The sequence below is a fragment of the Ktedonobacter robiniae genome, assembly GCF_016587375.1.
GTDB lineage: Bacteria > Chloroflexota > Ktedonobacteria > Ktedonobacterales > Ktedonobacteraceae > Ktedonobacter > Ktedonobacter robiniae.
The window spans coordinates 683471-701497 of sequence record NZ_BNJG01000001.1 but is presented as its reverse complement, the minus strand read 5'-3'; the positions used below and the strand labels follow the sequence as shown (position 1 = coordinate 701497).

Here is an 18027-nt window from a genome sequence, read left to right as displayed (position 1 = left end):
CTTAACCCATGATCCCCGCGTGTAACAAGTATGCATTCCGGTATGCGTGGGGTGCGGATGATAGCCCAACGCACGCGTCGTATCCCACCGAGTCAGGTGTATCAGGCGGCGGTCGGGCTTCGCCCGACCGCCGCCTGATACACTCTTTACCCCTGGGTGCCGCAGGCGCGAAGAGGTATTAAGGGCGTACAAAAGGGGGAAAGAGGCAGCGCGAAGCTGTGGCACCGCTCGACCGGACGTGCTATAATAGGGGGCAAGGTGGAATGTACAAACAAGCAAAACTGTACAAGATAACCCCCCGTAATTATCTCTTGCCCTGCCAAATCTAAACCGAGCAATAGGTGCTGCTAAGCCTTTGCATTAGGAGTTCTATACGTTATGAGCAGCAATTTTAGTGACAATGGGAACGGCCCTGAGGGTGGTCTGCGGCGCAAGCCCATTCCACTGTCAATGGCCTCTGGTCCCCATGAATATACCCCTGGTGACCAGGAGTTACCCGTTCAGCTGACGAGCCTGGCCGATATGTTGCAATGGGCGCAAAACTGGGCACGCTCAAAGTCTGTCTGGCCGTTGGGATATGGCCTGGCGTGTTGTGCGATTGAGATGATCGCCTCTGCCTCTGCCCCCCAGTATGACCTCTCGCGTTTCGGTTCTGAGGTCTTTCGTTCCAGCCCAAGACAGGCCGACCTGATGGTCGTCGCGGGTACGGTGTCGATTAAAATGGGTCCCCGCCTGCGCTTGCTGTACGAGCAGATGCCTGAACCCAAATGGGTGATCAGCCTGGGACAGTGTGCCAACTCTGGCGGCGAGTTCTATGATAGCTACTATACCGTTCAGGGTGTGGACACGATCGTGCCAGTTGATGTGTATATTCCTGGTTGCCCTCCTCGCCCCGAAGCGCTGATCGAGGGTCTGCTGAAGTTGCGCGAGAAGATTGCGAAACAGGGCCTCAAAGTGCGTGGTGAGAAGGAGATTGAGGTATAGCGTATGCGTGGTATCCTTGAAGGGATGAGCCTGACCTTTAGTCATATGTTTCGCCCAAAGGTCACGCGTCTCTATCCATATGAGAAGCCGAAGCTGCCACCCCGCAGCCGTGGCTTGATCCAATTGATTGCGCAAGAGGGCCTCAAGACAGAGTTTAACCTGAAGTGTGAAGCCTGTCTGTTGTGTGAGAAGGCCTGTCCTCCACGCGCGATCACCATTGAGTACGAGCCGATGTACGAGTGGAGGGAACGCCCCTGGTATAAATCGTACATCCGCGATGGCGCTGAGAAGTTCACCCCGCGCAAACTGGGGACCGCCTCCGGCTCGCCCAAAGCCGGATTCTACAAGACGCGTATCTCCGAGTACGCCGTAGACTACTTCAACAAGCCCGTCGCCCCCTGCGTGACAACCCCAGTCAAAGACGAACTGGAGCCGCAGATCGACTTGAGTCAGGTGGACGCCTTGATCGAACAGTGGCCCTATGATGCGGCCTCGCTCCCTGGCCTGCTAGATGCAATCATGGATATGTATGGCTATCTTTCATTGCAGGCGGCCAAGCGTGTGGTCCAGGCGCGTGGTGTTGACCTGAGCGACGTGTTCGGTATCGCCACCATGAGTCCGAAGTTTAAGCCCGCACCCGCGGTCAAAGGCATTACGCGCGACGATCAGCCAGAACGAGGATGGGCGCCCGATAAGCGTGGTGTGTGGGGAAATATCCATCATGTGAGGCAGCCAAATGCCTGAGAAGAAAAATATAAATCGTCTCTTGAGGCAGCAGGATGACCGCGATGTACGCGGGCTTGCTGCCTATCGTAGTGCCGGCGGCTATAGCGCGCTCGAGAGTGCGCTACGCCAGAACACGCCCAATCAGATTATCCAGCAGGTGACGGATGCCAAACTGCGTGGTCGTGGTGGTGCTGGTCGCCTGACCGGCGAGAAATGGCGCGTCGTGCGTTCAACCGACGACGACCAGAAGTATGTTATTTGTAATGCCTATGATGCCGATAGCCGTTCCCTGGCGGCCCGCCTCTTGCTGGAGTACAATCCACACCAGGTCATCGAGGGCATCATCCTGGCAGCCTACGCGGTAGGTGCGTCTGAGGCGTATCTCTTTACGCGCAGCCTGTACAAAGAAGGCATTCAGACGGTGCAGACCGCGTTGCAGGAAGCGGTCGAGGCCAACCTGGTCGGACGTGATATCCTGGGGACCGACTTTAGCTGCTCCATTTCCGTGGTCGCGGTAGACCTTGGCTTTATCGGTGGCGAGGAGACGGTGCAAATCGCTGCCATCAAGGGACGCCGTGGTATGCCTGAGCAGCGCCCACCCTTCCCAGCCCAGTACGGTCTGTGGGATAAACCAACGGCGATCAATAGCGTGGAGACGCTGGCTAACGTGCCCGTAATTGTGCGTGAAGGCCCGGGCGCATTTGCCCAGACCGGCACGAGCATTACCGGCGGCAGCAAGATCCTGACGGTCTATGGCGCGGGTGCCGAGAGCGAGCCACGTGTGATCGAGGTTCCCTTTGGAACCACCATTCGCGATATCCTGACGCACGCCGGAATCAATGTGAGCGCCGATGATATCCGTGGCGTGGTGGTCGGTGGTGCCGAAGGTGGAGCCCTGCCTCCTTCTTTATTGGATACGATCTTTGATTACGATCCCATTGAAGAGGCCGGTGCGATAGTTGGCTCTGGCGTGATTGAGGTCCTGCCCGTCGACACCTGCATGGTGGCATGGGCAATGGAGCGGAGCCGCTATCTGAGCAAAGAGTCTTGTGGAAAGTGCGTTCCCTGTCGTCTGGGTGTGAAGCGCATTACAGGAATTCTTGAGGGTGTCGTAAGCGATCTGGGCGTCAATGGCGACCTGGATGTGCTCGATGAGTTTGCGCAGTATGTTCCCAATGGCTCACTCTGTGGCTTTGGTGTACAGGCAACCAACCCCTTGAAGACCGCGAAGCGTTACTGGCCGGAACACTTCACCATGCATGTGCAGGAGTTGCAGTGTCCGACCGGAAAATGCGCGCCAGTGCGCTCTCATCGTTTCGTGACGAAGCACGTTTTGCCGTAGTCAGCGATGCGAAGAGGATAAGTATTCATGGCAATTACAATTAGAGATAATTTTTCTGTCAGCACTCGGGAGCAGACACCTCTCGTTCGTAACGAGGTCGGCCATCCTAGTTTTACCCTGACCATTGATGGCAAGGTCATGCAGGCTTACGAAGGCCAGACCATCCTGAGTGTGGCGATTGATAATGGGATTGAAGATATCCCTAATCTGTGTAATGATGAGAAGCTAGAGCCGACCTCGGCCTGCCGCATGTGCCTGGTGCACATTGATGGCGTCGACCGGCCTCTGCCCTCATGTAACACGCCTGCTCAGCCCGGCATGATGGTGACGACGAACTCGGATGAGCTCTTCCACATTCGCCGTACCAACCTGGAGATGATGCTCTCCGACCACAATGCCTACTGTCAGCCTCCCTGCCAGGTCGAGTGCCCAACTCACATCGATATCCCTGGTTACCTGGAGCTGATCGCGCAGGGTTCGATGAAAGAGGCCGCACGCCTGGTTAAAGAGGTGCTGCCCTTCCCCTATATCCTGGGCCTGGTCTGCCCAGCTCCCTGTCAGAAGGGCTGCCGCCGCGCGCTGGTCGAGGAAGAGATCGCTATCTGTCGCATGCATGGTCATGCCGCTGAGACCTGCCTGCTTGATCCTCCCGTGCCCTACGAGAAGGATCCAGCCACCGGCAAGAAGGTCGCGGTCATCGGTGCTGGCCCGGCTGGTATGGCCTGCGCCTACTACCTGGCCCTGCGCGGCCACCAGGTCAAGATCTTCGACAAGCAGCCACAGGCTGGTGGTATGTTGCGTTATGGCATTCCTGAATATCGCTTGCAGAAGGATATGATGGATCGCGAGCTGCAGCATGTACTCGACCTGGGTGCCGAGATCCAGTTTAATGTCGAGCTTGGCAAAGACTTCACGGTAGATGACCTCTTTGCCCTGGGCTACGACGCCATCTACCTGGCGATCGGTGCCTGGACCAGTAATCCGCTGAAGATCGAGGGTGAGGATGCCGAGGGCGTGGTTAACGCTATCGCCTTCCTGGGTGAAAAGGTCGAGGGTAAGTTCGTTCCCGTACGCGAGAACGACGAGGTTGTTGTCATCGGTGGTGGTTTCACCGCCTTCGACTGTACCCGTACCTCGCTGCGCCTGGGCGCGAAGGTCCACACCATGTACCGCCGCGGTCGTAGTGAGATGGGCGCGACTGAAGAAGAGGTTGAGGATGGTGAGGCCGAGGGTACGCATCTGCAGCTCTATGTGAGCCAGACGCGCATCATCACCGAGAATGGCAAGGTCAAGGGCGTGGAGTTCCAGCGTAACAAGCTGGGCGAACCAGATGCCAGTGGCCGCCGCCGCCCGGTTCCCGTTCCCGGCTCCGAGTTCATCGTTGGTTGTAACACGGTCGTCCCGGCCATCGGTCAGAAGCCCGATGAGCGCGTGCTTGACTCCAAGTCGGGTGTGAAGTGGACCAAGTGGAGCACGATCCAGACCAATCCCCATAACTTCATGACAGATCGCCACGGTGTCTTTGCCGGTGGTGACTGTCAGATGGGTGCCAAGACCGTCATTGAGTGTATCGCTCAGGGCAAACTGGGTGCGCGCTCAATGCATGCCTTCCTGATGGGTGAGGACATGGACGAGGTCTCCCGCCGCCTGGAGCTGGAGGAGCGCAAGCCCGACCTCTTCGACATCGTGCCCTACAAGCCGGTCGAGCCTAAGGTCAAGATGCCGATGCTCCCCTATGAGGAGCGCAAGCGCAATTTCAAGATTATTGAGTCTGGGTATGTGCAGGAGCAGGCCCAGCGCGAGGCCGCCCGCTGTCTCCAGTGTGCCTGTCCGGCTGCTGGCCAGTGTGACCTTCAGCGCTACAGTATCGAGCATGGCCTGGCCGATAACCGTTTCCATGACGGCGAGCCGACCGACTACCATGACTACGAGACGGATCTCTCGCACAGCTTCATCTTGCGCGATCCCAACAAGTGCATCAACTGTACGCAGTGTGTTCGCGTCTGTCACGACGTTATCGGCCCCGACTGCTACGGTATGTTTGGTAAGGGTTTTGATACCATCGTCTCGACGCCGTTCAATGTCAGCCTGCATGACACCGACTGTGTCTCCTGTGGCGCCTGTGTCCAGGTCTGCCCAACTGGTTCGCTGATGATGGCCGAGCGCCACCTGACACGCTACTCCTTCGCGCTGGACCGCTGTATCTTCTGCGGTGACTGCGTCGAGGTCTGCCCTCACGGTGCGCTGGGTGAGACCCCCAACTTCGAGCTCTCGTTCTTCAACCGCTTCGGTGAGGACGTGACCCTGGAGAAGCAAGACCTGGCCCAGGCTCCCAGCTACCTGGTCCGCCAGCGTCTACCCCGCAGCAAGAAGAGCCTGCCCGTCATGAGCCCGCTGGTTCGCCCGCTGCCCGCCCGCGGCATCCGCGAATAAGAGAGTTTCTTAGGACGCAAAGACGCCAGAGGGCCGATTCCCCCATGGGGGAATCGGCCCTCTGGCGTCTTTGCGTCCTAAGAAACAACCCACGTATTTTGTAGAGTGAATTTCGTGCATCTGGTATCATATGAGGAAAATGGTCGTGAAGAAGTGAGGCAAGAGCAGGCATCCATTCGTGTATCATGGTAGGATAAAGAAGAATTGCCTGTCAGCCCGTTAGTGGTAGATGCTAGTATCCGCGTACGTAAGTAGCGGGCCGCCAAAGTCGGAGAGGGTTATGATGGCGAAACAACGTGAGTTGCGCTTCCCCAAAGGCTTTTTGTGGGGGACCGCCTCCTCGTCGCACCAGTGCGAGGGAGGCAATGTCAATAACCAGTGGTATCGCTGGGAGCAGCAGGGCCACATCCTCAGTGGCGAGGAGTGTGGGCAGGCTGCCAACTGGTGGGAGAACGCCGAGCAGGATTTTGAGCTGGCGGAACAGATGGAGAATAACGCGCTACGCTTGAGCCTGGAGTGGAGCCGTATCGAGCCTCGCGAGGGAGTATGGGATAGCTCGGCGCTTGAGCGCTATCGCGAGATGCTTCAGGATCTGCGCCGCCGCAATATGACGCCCGTAGTGACGCTACACCACTTTACCGAGCCGCTCTGGTTCGCGGAGCGTGGCGGCTTTACGCGTGGTGAGAATGTGCGCTACTTCCTGCGCTATGTCAACTATGTGACCCGAGCGCTGAAAGACCTCTGCGACTTCTGGGTGACGCTGAATGAGCCAAACGTCTACGCGGTTCAGGGGTACCAGATGGGCGAGTTTCCGCCGGGTGAGCGCGATCTGCTGCGCGCCTTGCGTGTCCTGCATAACCTCATGCGCGCCCATGTAGAGGCCTTCTACGCCATACGGCTGCACCAGCCCCAGGCGCGCATTGGCTACTGCCTACATTACCGCCTCCTCGATCCTGCCTTCTTTCTCTCTCCACTCGATCACGCCGTGGCAGGCGTGCAGGACTCCTTCTTCAACTGGAACGCGCTCAAGCTCGCAGAGGAGGGCCGCTATGCCTTCCCCTGGAACTTGCTTACGCCAGGTATCCGGCGCGCGACAGGCGCCCGCGACTATCACGGGGTCAACTACTATACCCGCGAACTGGTGAGCTTCGATCCAGGCGCGACGAGCGATGCCTTTGGCAGGCGCTCGATCCGCCCGGGCGCGGTCTGCAATGACGAGGGGCTGGATGGCCATTTCGGTGAGATCTATCCCGAGGGGATGTATCGCGTCCTGTACGAGGTCTATCGGCGCACGCGTGGCAATAAGCCGCTGTACATCAGCGAAAATGGCTTCTGCGATGCCCGCGATGATCGGCGACCAGCCGCGATTCTGGAGCACCTGGCGCAGGCGCATCGAGCCATTCAGGATGGCATCCCGGTGAAGGGCTACTTCTACTGGTCTCTGGTGGACAATTTTGAGTGGAATAATGGCTGGCATGTGCGCTTTGGCCTGATCGACCTGGACCCTCGAACGCAGCGGCGTACGCCCCGGCGCAGCGCCAGCATGTTTGGTGAGATCTGTCGTGCCAACGCGATTACCGAGGAGATTGTGGCGCGTTACGCTCCTAAAGCCCTGGAGAGCATTTTTGGCCCTCGTGAAGCGCTACAGCATTTGCATGTGTAGTTGCTTAAGCTGTCAGATTTGATCCATGGAACATTTGTGCGTCCTTATACATAGAATCTTTATTCGGGTGTTGTGGTTTTTGCATCAAGCTTTCATAACTGATTCATCAAGAGGAATGCATGGATATTACAGCGTCTGGCATTGGCCTGGCCTTCTCATCGGGCATTAACGCCTATATGCCACTCCTGTCGTACGCGATCGCGGCGCGTTTCTTTCATCTGTACAGAGTTAATCCTGACTTTGCGTATATCACAAGCGACTGGTTTATGATCGCGCTGGCCATCCTGGCTCTGGCCGATCTCTTCGCGGATAAAATCCCTGGTGTGGATCATGTCTGGGATATCATTCATACCATAGTGCGTCCCATCGCGGGCGCGCTGGTGGCCGCGGCCGCCTCTGGTCATACTTCCGGGGCTGCCCTGGCGATCCCACTGATCGTGGGGGGGAGTATCGCGGGCGTGACGCACGCGACCAAGGCCACCACACGTGCTGCCTCAACCGTGGGAACGGCGGGTTTTCTCAACATCGGGATCAGTATCCTGGAAGACATAGGGATGGTCATCTCGGTCATACTCTCGCTGCTGGCGCCTACGGTGATGGTCGTGATTGTTGTGCTCTGTCTTGCGCTCTTCATCTTTGTAGGCACGAAGATCGTGAAGCGGCTGCGAGCGCGCCGCCAGCGTCGCCAGCAGGCCAAAACCATGTCGTCGGTGTGACTTCTCGCGCCAGCGGCGCTCGCTTGAGTAAATGATGTGGAGAGCCCCTGGCGGTCATAGGCCGCCAGGGGCTCTCCACATCATTCACCCAAATGTAGCTGAGAAACGTGTACTAGATAGTAGATCTGATGAATGTGTCAGTGAGCAATTACTAATGTTCACTGACATTGTTTGTTGTATACTTTAGAAAAGTGTATCTACCTCAAGGTTTCTCATCACTATGTGGCTCGCGGGGTATGGTATGTGGTGAGCAAAGGCCACTGGTCTTTGCTCACCACATACCATACCCCCTGAGAAGCGTCGCAGGCGCTGAGAGTATCTTACATAATAAAGCAGGAATAATGTTTTATGGAAACGACGACGACATCAATCTCTGAGATGCAGAAATTTATTTTTGGCAGCAAGGTCTATTGCTCCGATGGTGAGAGTGGGACGCTGACCCATATAGGCTTTGATGCCCGAGATTGGCGGGCCATTGTGCTGGGTGTGCGCTTAGGTCGCTTTATGGGCCGCACCGTCTATGTGCCCTTCAACACGGTCGCGAGCGCCTCCAGCAATGGCGTCAACCTGACTATTTCGCGTGATGAGCTGGAGCAGGCGCGCAAAGAGGCCCCCGGCGCCGCTATGTTCGATAGCCGTTCGCAGGTGCATCATAGCGAATCGGGTTCGACGGGCGCACTCTACCTGATCGCCGTGCATCCTGGCAGTGGCGAACTGGCCTACGTGGTCGCCAAGAGCCTGAAGGGGCAGGACGTACTGCTGGCGAGACGCTATCTCTCGCGCCTGGAGAGCGGTCGCATCGAGGCCTCGCTGCCCGAGGCTACCTTGCAGAGCCTACCGAACTATCGCCCCGATGGCGAGCTTCAGAACGAGGTTGAAGAGATTCTCTTCGAGCTGGGGCCGCTCCATATAGACTTCAAGGGCATGGATATCCTTGTGCTCGATAGCGTGCTCTACCTGGAGGGCAACATCTCTAGCTCGCTGCGCTCCGATGTTGTCACCAACCAGGCCCTAGGTGTCCCTGGCCTGCTGGAGATCAAGAATCGCCTGGTGGCTGATGATACGCTGGCCAGCCAGCTTGCGATGGCCATGGCGCATGATCCCCGCACGCAGGAGTTGCCGATTGGCGTCTATCCACGCCTGGGCAACGTCCGCCTGAGCGGTAGCGTCCACAACGAGGCACAGAAGCAGTCCGCTGAAGAGATTGCCAGCAAGTTCCCCGGCGTGCGCTCCGTAGAGAACGAGTTGCGGGTCAATCCCGCCACCTCCATGCTCTATGTCCTCTCCAGCACCGAAAGCCAGGAGACCCAGGACCAGATCCCCGGCAAATATATTCGCCACACCAAATAACTATCAGTACAAAAAGAAGAAAAGGAGCGTAGGGCACGCCCTACGCTCCTTTTCTTCTTTTTGTACACTTTTACCCTCTCAACGCCTGGTCTAGATCACTCAGGATGTCGTCGATGTGCTCGATGCCAACGGAGAGGCGGATGCAGCCGGGGTTGATGCCCAGGTTGCGGCGCTCCTTGTCGCTGAGCGTGCGGTGCGAGGACATGGGCGGGTAGCTGACGAGCGAGAAGACATCGCCCAGGCTCGTGGCAGGTAGACAGAGCTGGAGCCGGTTCATAAAGCGATAGACGGCCTCCTGGCTCTGCTCCTTGAGTTCGAAGGAGAGCAGGCCGCCATAGCGCCCCTGGCCAATGAGGTGCTCTGCTAACGCATGCTGTGGGTGGCTGGCGAGGCTGGGGAAGTGGACGCACTCGACGGCGGGATGCTCGTTCAGGAAGGCCGCAGCCTGGTTGGCGTTGCTGCAATGGCGCTCCATGCGTAGAGCCAGGGTGCGCAGGCCGCGCATGGTCAGGTGTGCCTCGAAGGGGCTGAGCATGGCGCCCAGCAGGTTAGCGTTGGTGCGCAGGTTTCCCATCAGTGAGTTCTTGGAGCTGATGACGGCCCCACCTGTGCTATCTCCATGCCCGCTGATATACTTGGTAGTGCTGTGGACGACCAGGTCAAAGCCGTGTTCGAGTGGGCGAATTAAATAGGGGGTCGCGAATGTACTATCGATCACGGTAATGGCCCCGACCTCTTGCGCGGCGGCGCTGATGGCGTCGAGGTCAGCGATCTTGACCAGGGGGTTGGAGATGGTCTCTAAATAAACAACGTCTGGTTGCTCTTCGCGAATGATGGCTCCAACCTCCGGTACGCAGAGATCTTTGAGTACGACCTCAACGCCATTGGGGATGTAGTGGGCCTGCAAGAGGCCAATTGAGGGGCCGTAGAGGTCTTTGGAGGCCAGGATCTTGGTCCCACTGGTCAGGCCTGCTGTGATGAGCGCGGCATTGATGGCCGCCATGCCTGAGCCAAAGGTGATGGCTCCTACGCCTCGCTCGGCGCGGGCCAGGGCGTCTTCAAGCGTCTGGGCGTTGGGATTGCCCTGGCGAGCGTAGACGAAGGCGGCGTCCCCATCGGGCGTCTTGCCGCTAAAGGCCTGGTCCAGGGCCTCGCAACTCTCGTGGATATAGGTCGTGCTGGCGTGAATGGGCTGGACGGTTGGTGTGCCAGTCTGGTAGCGCGAGCGTGCACTCCGATCTTCATGGATGAGTTGTGTGTCCAGGTGCCAGTTAGTATTGTAGTCTGTCATGAGCAAGCAACCTCTTTACTGTAGAAGCGATAACCGGGCGGGAGCGCCGGGGGCCGGTGTTCTCAGGGCGTACAGAGCGTATTGATATAGCGGAGATCGGCCAATAGCTCTGCGATGGAGGGGCGAGCCTCTTCATCCTGTGTGAAGCCCTGTTGATAAAGCGCGTTATAGCGATCCGCCAGCACCACGCCTGGAAGCAGTGTGCGTGTGGCGGATTCCCACTGCGTATAGCGTGCGATAACGCTCCCTTGCGGATCGGCTAGCAGGGGAAAAGGCAGGTGCAGCTCTTCCTGGACCTGGAGGTTTTTCAGAACAGGATCAGGCGTGATGGCTAGAATAGCACACATCTCATCGCGAAAGGCACGGTACTGCTCCACGAAGCCACTGAGCCATGTTCGCGCCCGCGCATCGGTGAGGCTGGGGATGAAGAGCAGCAGTAGATGCTCGCGCTGCTTATAATCCCAGGGGCTATGCGGCATACCATCGGGTCCCGGCAGCGTAAAGGCCGGAATAATCTGGTCCTTCACCAGATTATTAGGTGCTTGATTCTGTTCGTCATTCATCTTTGAAGCTCTCCCTTTGTGAGTCACTACAACATATCTTCCCTATTGGCTTATATAGTACCGCATATTGTGGCAGCGCGTCCACGCTCTTCGCGCCTGCGGCGCTGAGAGGATAGAGATGGGGGCGTATGGCGAACAATGTCCATCATACGCTCACATCATATATGTGTATATAATCCCTGAAAAGGTGGGCTTGCGAACCGGGACTATGCCGGGGTAATGAAGGGCAGGATTTGCTCCTCAATGGCGAGGGCGACACCGTCTTCGGCGTTGCTGCGCGTGACATGGTGGGCGGCGGCCTTTACTTCCTCGGAGGCGTTGCCCATGGCGATGCCCAGGCCCGCGAAACGCAGCATGTCGATGTCGTTGTGGTTATCTCCAATGGCGGCGATCTCGTTTGATGAGATGCCAAGCATACTGGCGATCTTCAGGAGAGCGTGCCCCTTGGAGACTGCGGGATGCAGAAACTCAATCAGGTCCGAGGCGGCCTGGGTGACGTAGAGCTGCGAGGCGAAGAGCTCCTCAAAATATACGCGTTTGCGTGCCAGCTCGGCTGGATCACAGACGCCCACCAGCTTGATGCAGGGCTGGGGATAGAGCTCCGCCACGTCCGGGACCTCTACGGCTGTGGGTGCGGGCGGAAGATACCAGTTCCTGGCGCCGGGCGTTCCCGTGTCGGCGAAGACGCGCTCGTGGGTATGGTAGACGCGAAAGACATCCTGTTCCTGCAGGGCGCCCAATGTGGGCAGAATATATTCATCTGGAACGAGTTGTTCATAGAGGGGCGAGCCATCGGCTACGTCGGCGATGATTGCGCCATTATAGACGATCTGTGGTCCGTTGAGGGGAACGCCGGGACAGAGCGAGAGGAGCGCGGGAAAGGTCTGCCCGGTCGCGATCACCAGGGTTACGCCCACCTCAACGGCCCGTCTGAGCGCCTCATGTGTGCGCGGCGTGATTACGCGCTTAGGATCGAGCAGCGTGCCATCGAGGTCGAGTGCCAGCAAACGATACATAGAAAAGAGCTCCTAAATTGAGATAGCCTGTACATATGTCTCGCCCGCCATTGTAACATATCTCAGGCAACCAGCCGTTTATAAGAGTCCGATGTTGTGAGTGTGCTGGTGTTTGTTCAGAGTGATATAAATACAGGTGTCCAGAGATGAAGTGTTTTTGTAGTGCCTGCTCATATTAAGATTGGTAGTACTTTTATGGTTTTTTAACACATTAAAGTGTTTTGATGTGCTAAAGCGAAAAGGGGAGCTCTGTGAGACTTTTTGCAAAAGCTGTTGTTCTGACCGTATTAAGTGGGCTGTTTGCGCTGCTGCTCATGGGATATACCACTGATGCTGCCAGGGCTGCTACACGTTTTACTTCAATAGCAACTGATACATATATGTCGAGGAAGGTGCCTGATTTCAGCAGGTTTGTTGGTTTCTGGTATGCTCATGGGGCAGACGTGGTCGTTAACGCAGATGGTCAGGCACATTTTGGTGCGCGCACCTATACCTGGTGTGGTCCTGGGGTAAAGCAGCCGTGTGATTCGTCACAGGGAGGTATTATCGACGGCTATACAGAAAATATACAGTTTTCCAGGGTAGACGGTAATGTCGCTTATGGGACAATTACATCTGGAAATGTGTGTCCCGTTGGTTCAGAAGCGACATTGACCCTGCTGCCTGGAAACCAGGTACGCTTTTCTGCTGGCGTAGGTATGGGCAACCAGCTTTGTGGCCCGCAAGCGGCTGTAGGGGCATGTGGAGCGTAACCCACTTCACTACACTAAGATCTTATTCCGAAACCCAACGTCACTGGCGTGCCTAGCGCTTCCCCCATTCGGGGACACGCGCGCTCAGGTTTTCGGAGAAGTAGTAAGCTAGCTCAGGTCATCTTGTCTCTATCCACGCATGCATCACCCCTTCCATCAAAAAGTTGATGGGAAGGGGTGATGCTTAACATGTATATGAAAGAGGCTCAGGACTGGAAGTATTAATGTATACATACTATACTACTTCTATACTAACGGGATAAGGTTGAGAAAGAGACAAGGAGTGTAATTCAGATGCCTAGAGAAGCACGCAAGCGTTTGGAGAATATTGGTGCGTTACTGGTTGTGGGAAGTGGTAAGGGGGGCGTAGGTAAATCGACGGTCAGTGTCAACCTGGCGGTTGCGTTAGCGAAACAAGGAGCGTCTGTGGGCTTGCTGGATGGCGATGCCTATGGTCCCAGCATTCCCTTGATGTTAGGAGTGCGTAAGCGGTCGGAGAGCAAGGGCTGGAGCGCGGCTTTGCCCCTGGCGGACCTCAAGACTCAGCAACGTAAGATTCAGCCACTCACGCGCTATGGTGTTAAAATTATCTCAGTAGGTTTCTTTATAGGTGAGGAGCAGGCGGTGGCTCCGATGCCCGATGCGCTGGGACTGCTGATGCGCCAGTTGCTCTTCTCCGTGGACTGGGGCGAGCTGGATTATTTAGTGATTGACCTGCCACCCGGCACGAGCGAGCCGCAGGATACCTTCTGCCGTGAGCTAGTTGTGGATGGAGCGGTCCTGGTCACGACGCCCCAGGATATAGCACGCATCGATACCGCCAAGGCGCTGGCGATGTTCCAGCGCGCGCATGTGCCGGTGCTGGGCGTGGTGCATAACATGGGGAGCGTCCTATGTCCCCACTGTGGAGAACTATTTGAGGCCTTTCCTCGTAGCACTGAACAGCGCAATGCCCTTGATTCCGTGCCGGTTCTCGGCGATATCCCCCTGGACCCCGGCGTGGTCTCAATGAGCGACCAGGGCTATCAGGTGGTCGTAAGTATGCCCGAATCGGCGGCGGCATGCGTCTTTAGCGAAATGGCACAGAAGGTCACCCAGCGTCTCGCCGAAGAGCGAGAGGGGGAAGCATGAAGGAGAAACTAAAGGGCATCTTTACAGACACTATTTTAGCAACACTTCGGAAGATGATGTGTTGGACCGGAACGAAACAACAATTGCAAGCATTACTAGAGTAGTAGGTTTTTGATGTCGCAGCTCATGTTGGGTAACGATATCAAACGAGAAGGCCAAACACAGCCAACTCTCGTCTACGGAGGTTCTGTAAAGGAGGTACCTCAATGTGGAGCGACAACAGGAGAAGAAAAACATTCGCCATCATAGTCTGTTTGCTCGTAGTAGGAATAGTATCCTTTGGGAGTGTCATAGGTAGCCGTATAGCTAATGCAGCAACAACTTCCCCATCTCACTCACACTCAGCATCTTCAACTAATGAAGTCACGACGAACGGTTCAACCAATGTAGTCAGGATGAGCGGTTCAACCAATGTAATCACGACGAACGCCTCAACCTTCAGGGTAACAAGCATTGATATGTCTGTTACCCCAAGCACCACCTCGCTATGGAGATGCGGCTCTTACATTCAAGTCACCTACAATGCCGTCTTCCATGTCGTCTCAGGCCCAAATGGGGGAACGATTGTGTTCTCCTATACCACCAACAATGGGCGTTCCCAAACGGCGGAAAAGTTAACTATTCTGCCTGGTCAGTACCTCTCAAACTACACGTTCACATGGCAAGGAAGTCTTCCAGGTGACCATACCTATCCAGCGCCGGGAGGCGTATTGGTCACAAGTCCAAACACTCTGGTGTCTCAGATGGTCATGCCAGCCGGGAAGTGCCGCTAATCAGCGAAGGTTTCGAGCGTTCCTCCCAAAAACGCTCTCAAGATGGAGAGATAGTTGGTTCCTCATTGGAGGCACTGGTGAGGGCGTCTACCTCTCCACTGGCATTCGATACCGAAGTCGAGAGTTGCAAAAACGTGAGGGTGCTTTCAAAAAGCTCCCTCACGTTTTTGAGCACAAAGAATTGTTTCTCATTTATTGGCTGCAAAGGCAAAGATTAGCGCAGCATAACTATGTGTTTGATGCACAAGAAAATAGAAAATTTTGTAGCCTAAGAGATAAAATAGTACAAGTAGATACGTATATTGACACCTTCTGAGCGTAAGCTTATACTTGAAGAGTCAGTATATATATTATTTTCTTGGAATTATTTGGCCTGTACGTCCATCATAGGCGCACGATTTATGACTTTGCCGGCACATTTGAAACGCGCAGACCTTGGTAGGGACCCGGTTTACCGTGTCCGAAGGCGATTGATCGCCTGTGGGCGCAGCCCCAAACGTTTCCCAGCACCATCTCGGGTGGTGGGTCATTTGTTGCCCACTAAAAGTTTTGGCTAGCGCCGAACTGCCATGAATGGCCTTCGGACGCGCTAAAGCTGGTCCCTACCGAGGGTGGTGCATTTTCTGAAGGAGTCATCAACCCCCCATTCTGGGGGCGCGGCGTGGTGCCTATGTGAGGATAGCTCGTTGCGTATATCAATTTATCGAAGGGGCATTTGATCTGTTAGTGAGTTGAGAGGTGGTAAGAAGAGATGGTGTGTCCGCGGTGTGGTTATGAGGGGGATGTGACACAGAAGCCCTGTGAGCGGTGTGAAATGTTTGTCCCGATGGCGGGTACGGGGACCGCTGCCCAGGACGCGGCGGCTACGCAGACGCAAGGCTCACCTCCTGAAGATGAGGATGGCGAAGCGCGCAAGGCGACTGCTACCGCCTCGACGTTTCAAGCGCGCAGCCCCCTGCGAGAACGCAATGAGCAGCGTGTACGGCAGGCGCGCTACGTTGCTACGCCTCCACCAGGAGCATCCCAGGCGGTTCCAGGGTCGTTACCGCGTCCAGGGGTGCCGGGGGGGCAGCGCTCCCAGGAGGCGATGCCTCGCTCTGCGCAGGCTCTGCCGGGTTACCCGCAGATGACCCCACCTTTGCGCTCTCAGTCCTTACCGGCCCAGCCTGGTCGCAGCGAGTTCTCGCCATCGTCGCTGCCCGCACGTGTGAACCGTCTGGCCAATAATATCGCCTCGCTACGAAGTATCGAGCAGGCCGGTGGCGAGTCTGCTCGCTCAGGGATGGGGGCGCGCCCGCTGGCTGATACCAGTCAGCCAGCGGGCGCGCCCGTGCTGGTCTCAGGGTCCCTTCTGCGCAATGGGCGCTATCGCTTGAGCGAGCCGCAAACGCGTCATGAGTGGAAGTCAGGTACCTATGAAACGACCTGGCGTGCCCAGGATGCTCAGCGCGCGGGCGCTCTGGTGCTCATCAAAGAGGTTGAACTGGCGGAGGGACGCGAGCGCACTCAGGCCCTGCTACGGAACGCGACCGTGGCCCTGATGGAGGCTGGTCGCCTTCCGCGTGTTCCCGCGCTCTGGGATGCCTTTATGGAGCATGGGCGCAACTTCTTTGTTTTTGAGCCACTGGAGGGCGAGACGCTCATAGCACGCCTACAACGCGTGGCAGGGCCTCTCTCTGAACAGGAGGTCGTATGCCTCTGTGTGCATATCGTGGAAGTCCTGGAGGCGCTCTCAACGCAAAAGCCCCCACTTATGCATGGCTTGATCTGTCCCGAAAATATTGTGATCAGCCGCTATGGTGCGCAATACGCGCTGACGGGTTTCTCGGTTGTGCAGTCTGGTTCTGGGGGGCAGTATGAAGTTGACCGGGAGCAGGCGCGCCTCTCGCCCTATGCCGCGCCCGAAATGGGAAGTGGTAAACTCGATGTGCGCTCGGATCTCTACTCGCTGCTGGCGACAGCCTACCATGCTGTGACGGGGAGGGCGCCTGAGCGTGATCCGGCGAGCAATACTATTACATCCGCCAGGCGGGTCGCACCTCAGGTCTCGCCGCGGTTAGATGCCATACTTACGCGTGGCCTGCGCCCCCTGGCTGTTCAGCGTTATCAAAGTCCCGCTGAACTGAAGCAGGACCTGCTGTCCTGGCGCATGGGGGGAACGACATCGAGCATGGGAGCGATTGTCTCGGCCTCGGGCGCCTCGTTTACCAGCGTGGCCCCGGTATCTTTTAATAGCGCCCTCCCGGGCGAACGTCGCCCGACGGATAGCGTGGCCCAGATGCTCCCCAGTATGCTTGGTGACCTGGAGGATGAAGATAAGTCACAGCTTCCACAGCCAGAGGATCTCCCGCCCATGAGCGAGGGCAATGACCTGCTGCAATCCCTGCTCTGGCTGGGCGCGATTATGCTCTGTGTGATTGTCCTGGTCTGGGCCAGCCAGGGATTTCTATGAGAAAGAGGCCCGACGCGTACTTTAGTAGCGTCGGGCCTCACGCAGTGTATGTTGCCTATTCGGGTTTGGTGCCGACGTGGATGGCGACGAGACCACCGTTGAGGTAGTAGTAGCGCACATCGCTCCATCCGGCCTCCTCCATGATCTCCTTGACGCGGGGAGCCTTGGGGAAGGTCGTCAGTGAGTTGGGCAAATAGTTATACTCCTCGAAGGCTTTGCCCAGGATGGTGCCAAAGAGGGGGGCAAGCTTGTAGAAGTAGAGATAGAAGAGCGTACCGAAGATCTTGCCGGGTGGATGGCTGATCTCCAGGCAGACGACGCGCCCGCCGGGGCGCACAACACGCAGCATCTCGCTGAAGCCCCTGCCGATATTGGTCAGGTTGCGCACCGTAAAGGCGGAGCAGCAGCCATCGACGCTGTTGTCGGGGAGATCGATATTCTCGGCGTCGCCGACGCGTAGCTCGATGCGGTCTTGCAGGCCCATACGCCTGAGTTTCTTCTCGCCAACCTCTAGCATCTCAGGCGTGATATCCATCCCAATCATATGGGTGCCGGGTCCCGAGTTGCGAATGACCGAGATCGAGAGGTCAGCGGTGCCCGCGCCCAGATCAAGGCCGGTCTCGCCAGTTGCCAGGGCCAGGTAGCGTGCGGCCCGCTTGCGCCAGTAGGGATCGAGCCCCAGGCTCATCAGACGGTTCATGATATCATAGATGCCCGCGATACGCCCAAAGAGACGCCGCACATAGGGCTTCTTGCCGCCAGTTTCCTTAAATTTTTCTTCGAGAGACAATTTTGCAGACATAGCTAAGAGGCTTCCTTGTAGAGTTTATGAATA

Annotated in this window: 15 protein-coding genes; 11 read left to right on the top strand and 4 right to left on the bottom strand. The window is 56.8% G+C overall.

Going from position 1 to position 18027, the window contains the following annotated elements; all coding sequences use genetic code 11:
- The first annotated feature begins 522 nt into the window (after nt 1-522).
- From JMJ04_RS02815 to JMJ04_RS02785, 7 genes are all read left to right on the top strand, one after another.
- Nucleotides 523-984 carry an NADH-quinone oxidoreductase subunit B gene (locus JMJ04_RS02815; RefSeq protein WP_201372311.1) on the top strand — a complete coding sequence of 154 codons (462 nt, stop codon included), beginning with the start codon at nt 523-525 and terminating at the stop codon, nt 982-984.
- Between the two features lie 3 nt (nt 985-987).
- Nucleotides 988-1728, top strand: coding sequence for a hypothetical protein (locus JMJ04_RS02810; protein ID WP_201369047.1), 741 nt, complete (start codon nt 988-990; stop codon nt 1726-1728).
- The gene (locus JMJ04_RS02805) at nt 1721-3052 is read left to right on the top strand and encodes a complex I 51 kDa subunit family protein (protein ID WP_201369046.1); all 1332 of its coding nucleotides are present in this window, start codon (nt 1721-1723) and stop codon (nt 3050-3052) included. The genes JMJ04_RS02810 and JMJ04_RS02805 overlap by 8 nt, the downstream gene beginning before the upstream one ends.
- 27 nt (nt 3053-3079) lie before the next feature.
- Nucleotides 3080-5485 carry an FAD-dependent oxidoreductase gene (locus JMJ04_RS02800; RefSeq protein WP_201369045.1) on the top strand — a complete coding sequence of 802 codons (2406 nt, stop codon included), beginning with the start codon at nt 3080-3082 and terminating at the stop codon, nt 5483-5485.
- 280 nt (nt 5486-5765) lie between these two features.
- Entirely contained in the window at nt 5766-7148 is a 1383-nt protein-coding gene (locus JMJ04_RS02795; RefSeq protein ID WP_201369044.1) for a glycoside hydrolase family 1 protein, read from the top strand.
- Between the two features lie 119 nt (nt 7149-7267).
- Nucleotides 7268-7864 carry a DUF4126 domain-containing protein gene (locus JMJ04_RS02790; RefSeq protein WP_201369043.1) on the top strand — a complete coding sequence of 199 codons (597 nt, stop codon included), beginning with the start codon at nt 7268-7270 and terminating at the stop codon, nt 7862-7864.
- A 348-nt stretch (nt 7865-8212) separates the two neighbouring features.
- Nucleotides 8213-9214: a BON domain-containing protein gene (locus tag JMJ04_RS02785; RefSeq protein WP_201369042.1), complete on the top strand. Its 1002-nt coding sequence runs from the start codon at nt 8213-8215 to the stop codon at nt 9212-9214.
- A gap of 70 nt (nt 9215-9284) precedes the next feature.
- Here JMJ04_RS02785 and JMJ04_RS02780 read toward each other — a convergent pair whose 3' ends face one another.
- The 3 genes from JMJ04_RS02780 to JMJ04_RS02770 form a co-directional block, all read right to left on the bottom strand.
- Nucleotides 9285-10505 (bottom strand): trans-sulfuration enzyme family protein, encoded by a 1221-nt coding sequence (locus JMJ04_RS02780; RefSeq protein WP_201369041.1) that lies wholly within the window; start codon nt 10503-10505, stop codon nt 9285-9287.
- A gap of 62 nt (nt 10506-10567) precedes the next feature.
- Nucleotides 10568-11068 carry a peroxiredoxin family protein gene (locus tag JMJ04_RS02775; protein WP_201369040.1) on the bottom strand — a complete coding sequence of 167 codons (501 nt, stop codon included), beginning with the start codon at nt 11066-11068 and terminating at the stop codon, nt 10568-10570.
- 206 nt (nt 11069-11274) lie between these two features.
- The gene (locus JMJ04_RS02770; RefSeq protein ID WP_201369039.1) at nt 11275-12084 is read right to left on the bottom strand and encodes a Cof-type HAD-IIB family hydrolase; all 810 of its coding nucleotides are present in this window, start codon (nt 12082-12084) and stop codon (nt 11275-11277) included.
- A gap of 251 nt (nt 12085-12335) precedes the next feature.
- On the opposite strand from JMJ04_RS02770, the gene JMJ04_RS02765 reads away from it, so the two are divergent.
- The 4 genes from JMJ04_RS02765 to JMJ04_RS02750 all read left to right on the top strand — a co-directional run bounded on the left by JMJ04_RS02765 (nt 12336) and on the right by JMJ04_RS02750 (nt 17192).
- Nucleotides 12336-12836, top strand: a complete 501-nt coding sequence (locus JMJ04_RS02765) for a hypothetical protein (protein ID WP_201369038.1) — start codon at nt 12336-12338, stop codon at nt 12834-12836.
- 294 nt (nt 12837-13130) lie between these two features.
- Nucleotides 13131-13967 carry a P-loop NTPase gene (locus JMJ04_RS02760; protein ID WP_201369037.1) on the top strand — a complete coding sequence of 279 codons (837 nt, stop codon included), beginning with the start codon at nt 13131-13133 and terminating at the stop codon, nt 13965-13967.
- A gap of 458 nt (nt 13968-14425) precedes the next feature.
- Complete coding sequence (locus JMJ04_RS46380; RefSeq protein WP_236037897.1) at nt 14426-14740, top strand: hypothetical protein; 315 nt, start codon at nt 14426-14428, stop codon at nt 14738-14740.
- Between the two features lie 784 nt (nt 14741-15524).
- Complete coding sequence (locus tag JMJ04_RS02750) at nt 15525-17192, top strand: serine/threonine protein kinase (RefSeq protein WP_201369035.1); 1668 nt, start codon at nt 15525-15527, stop codon at nt 17190-17192.
- 55 nt (nt 17193-17247) lie between these two features.
- Here the strand turns inward: JMJ04_RS02750 and JMJ04_RS02745 are convergent, their stop codons facing one another.
- Nucleotides 17248-17994, bottom strand: a complete 747-nt coding sequence (locus tag JMJ04_RS02745; RefSeq protein WP_201369034.1) for a ubiquinone/menaquinone biosynthesis methyltransferase — start codon at nt 17992-17994, stop codon at nt 17248-17250.
- Nucleotides 17995-18027: the final 33 nt, after the last annotated feature.

Excerpts from the sequence above, each read along its gene's own strand:
- JMJ04_RS02815 (WP_201372311.1), top strand. The coding sequence starts at position 523 with ATGTTGCAATGGGCGCAAAACTGGGCACGCTCAAAGTCTGTCTGGCCG.
- JMJ04_RS02810 (WP_201369047.1), top strand. The coding sequence starts at position 988 with ATGCGTGGTATCCTTGAAGGGATGAGCCTGACCTTTAGTCATATGTTT.
- JMJ04_RS02805 (WP_201369046.1), top strand. The coding sequence starts at position 1,721 with ATGCCTGAGAAGAAAAATATAAATCGTCTCTTGAGGCAGCAGGATGAC.
- JMJ04_RS02800 (WP_201369045.1), top strand. The coding sequence starts at position 3,080 with ATGGCAATTACAATTAGAGATAATTTTTCTGTCAGCACTCGGGAGCAG.
- JMJ04_RS02795 (WP_201369044.1), top strand. The coding sequence starts at position 5,766 with ATGATGGCGAAACAACGTGAGTTGCGCTTCCCCAAAGGCTTTTTGTGG.
- JMJ04_RS02790 (WP_201369043.1), top strand. The coding sequence starts at position 7,268 with ATGGATATTACAGCGTCTGGCATTGGCCTGGCCTTCTCATCGGGCATT.
- JMJ04_RS02785 (WP_201369042.1), top strand. The coding sequence starts at position 8,213 with ATGGAAACGACGACGACATCAATCTCTGAGATGCAGAAATTTATTTTT.
- JMJ04_RS02780 (WP_201369041.1), bottom strand. The coding sequence starts at position 10,505 with ATGACAGACTACAATACTAACTGGCACCTGGACACACAACTCATCCAT.
- JMJ04_RS02775 (WP_201369040.1), bottom strand. The coding sequence starts at position 11,068 with ATGAATGACGAACAGAATCAAGCACCTAATAATCTGGTGAAGGACCAG.
- JMJ04_RS02770 (WP_201369039.1), bottom strand. The coding sequence starts at position 12,084 with ATGTATCGTTTGCTGGCACTCGACCTCGATGGCACGCTGCTCGATCCT.
- JMJ04_RS02760 (WP_201369037.1), top strand. The coding sequence starts at position 13,131 with ATGCCTAGAGAAGCACGCAAGCGTTTGGAGAATATTGGTGCGTTACTG.
- JMJ04_RS46380 (WP_236037897.1), top strand. The coding sequence starts at position 14,426 with ATGTCTGTTACCCCAAGCACCACCTCGCTATGGAGATGCGGCTCTTAC.
- JMJ04_RS02745 (WP_201369034.1), bottom strand. The coding sequence starts at position 17,994 with ATGTCTGCAAAATTGTCTCTCGAAGAAAAATTTAAGGAAACTGGCGGC.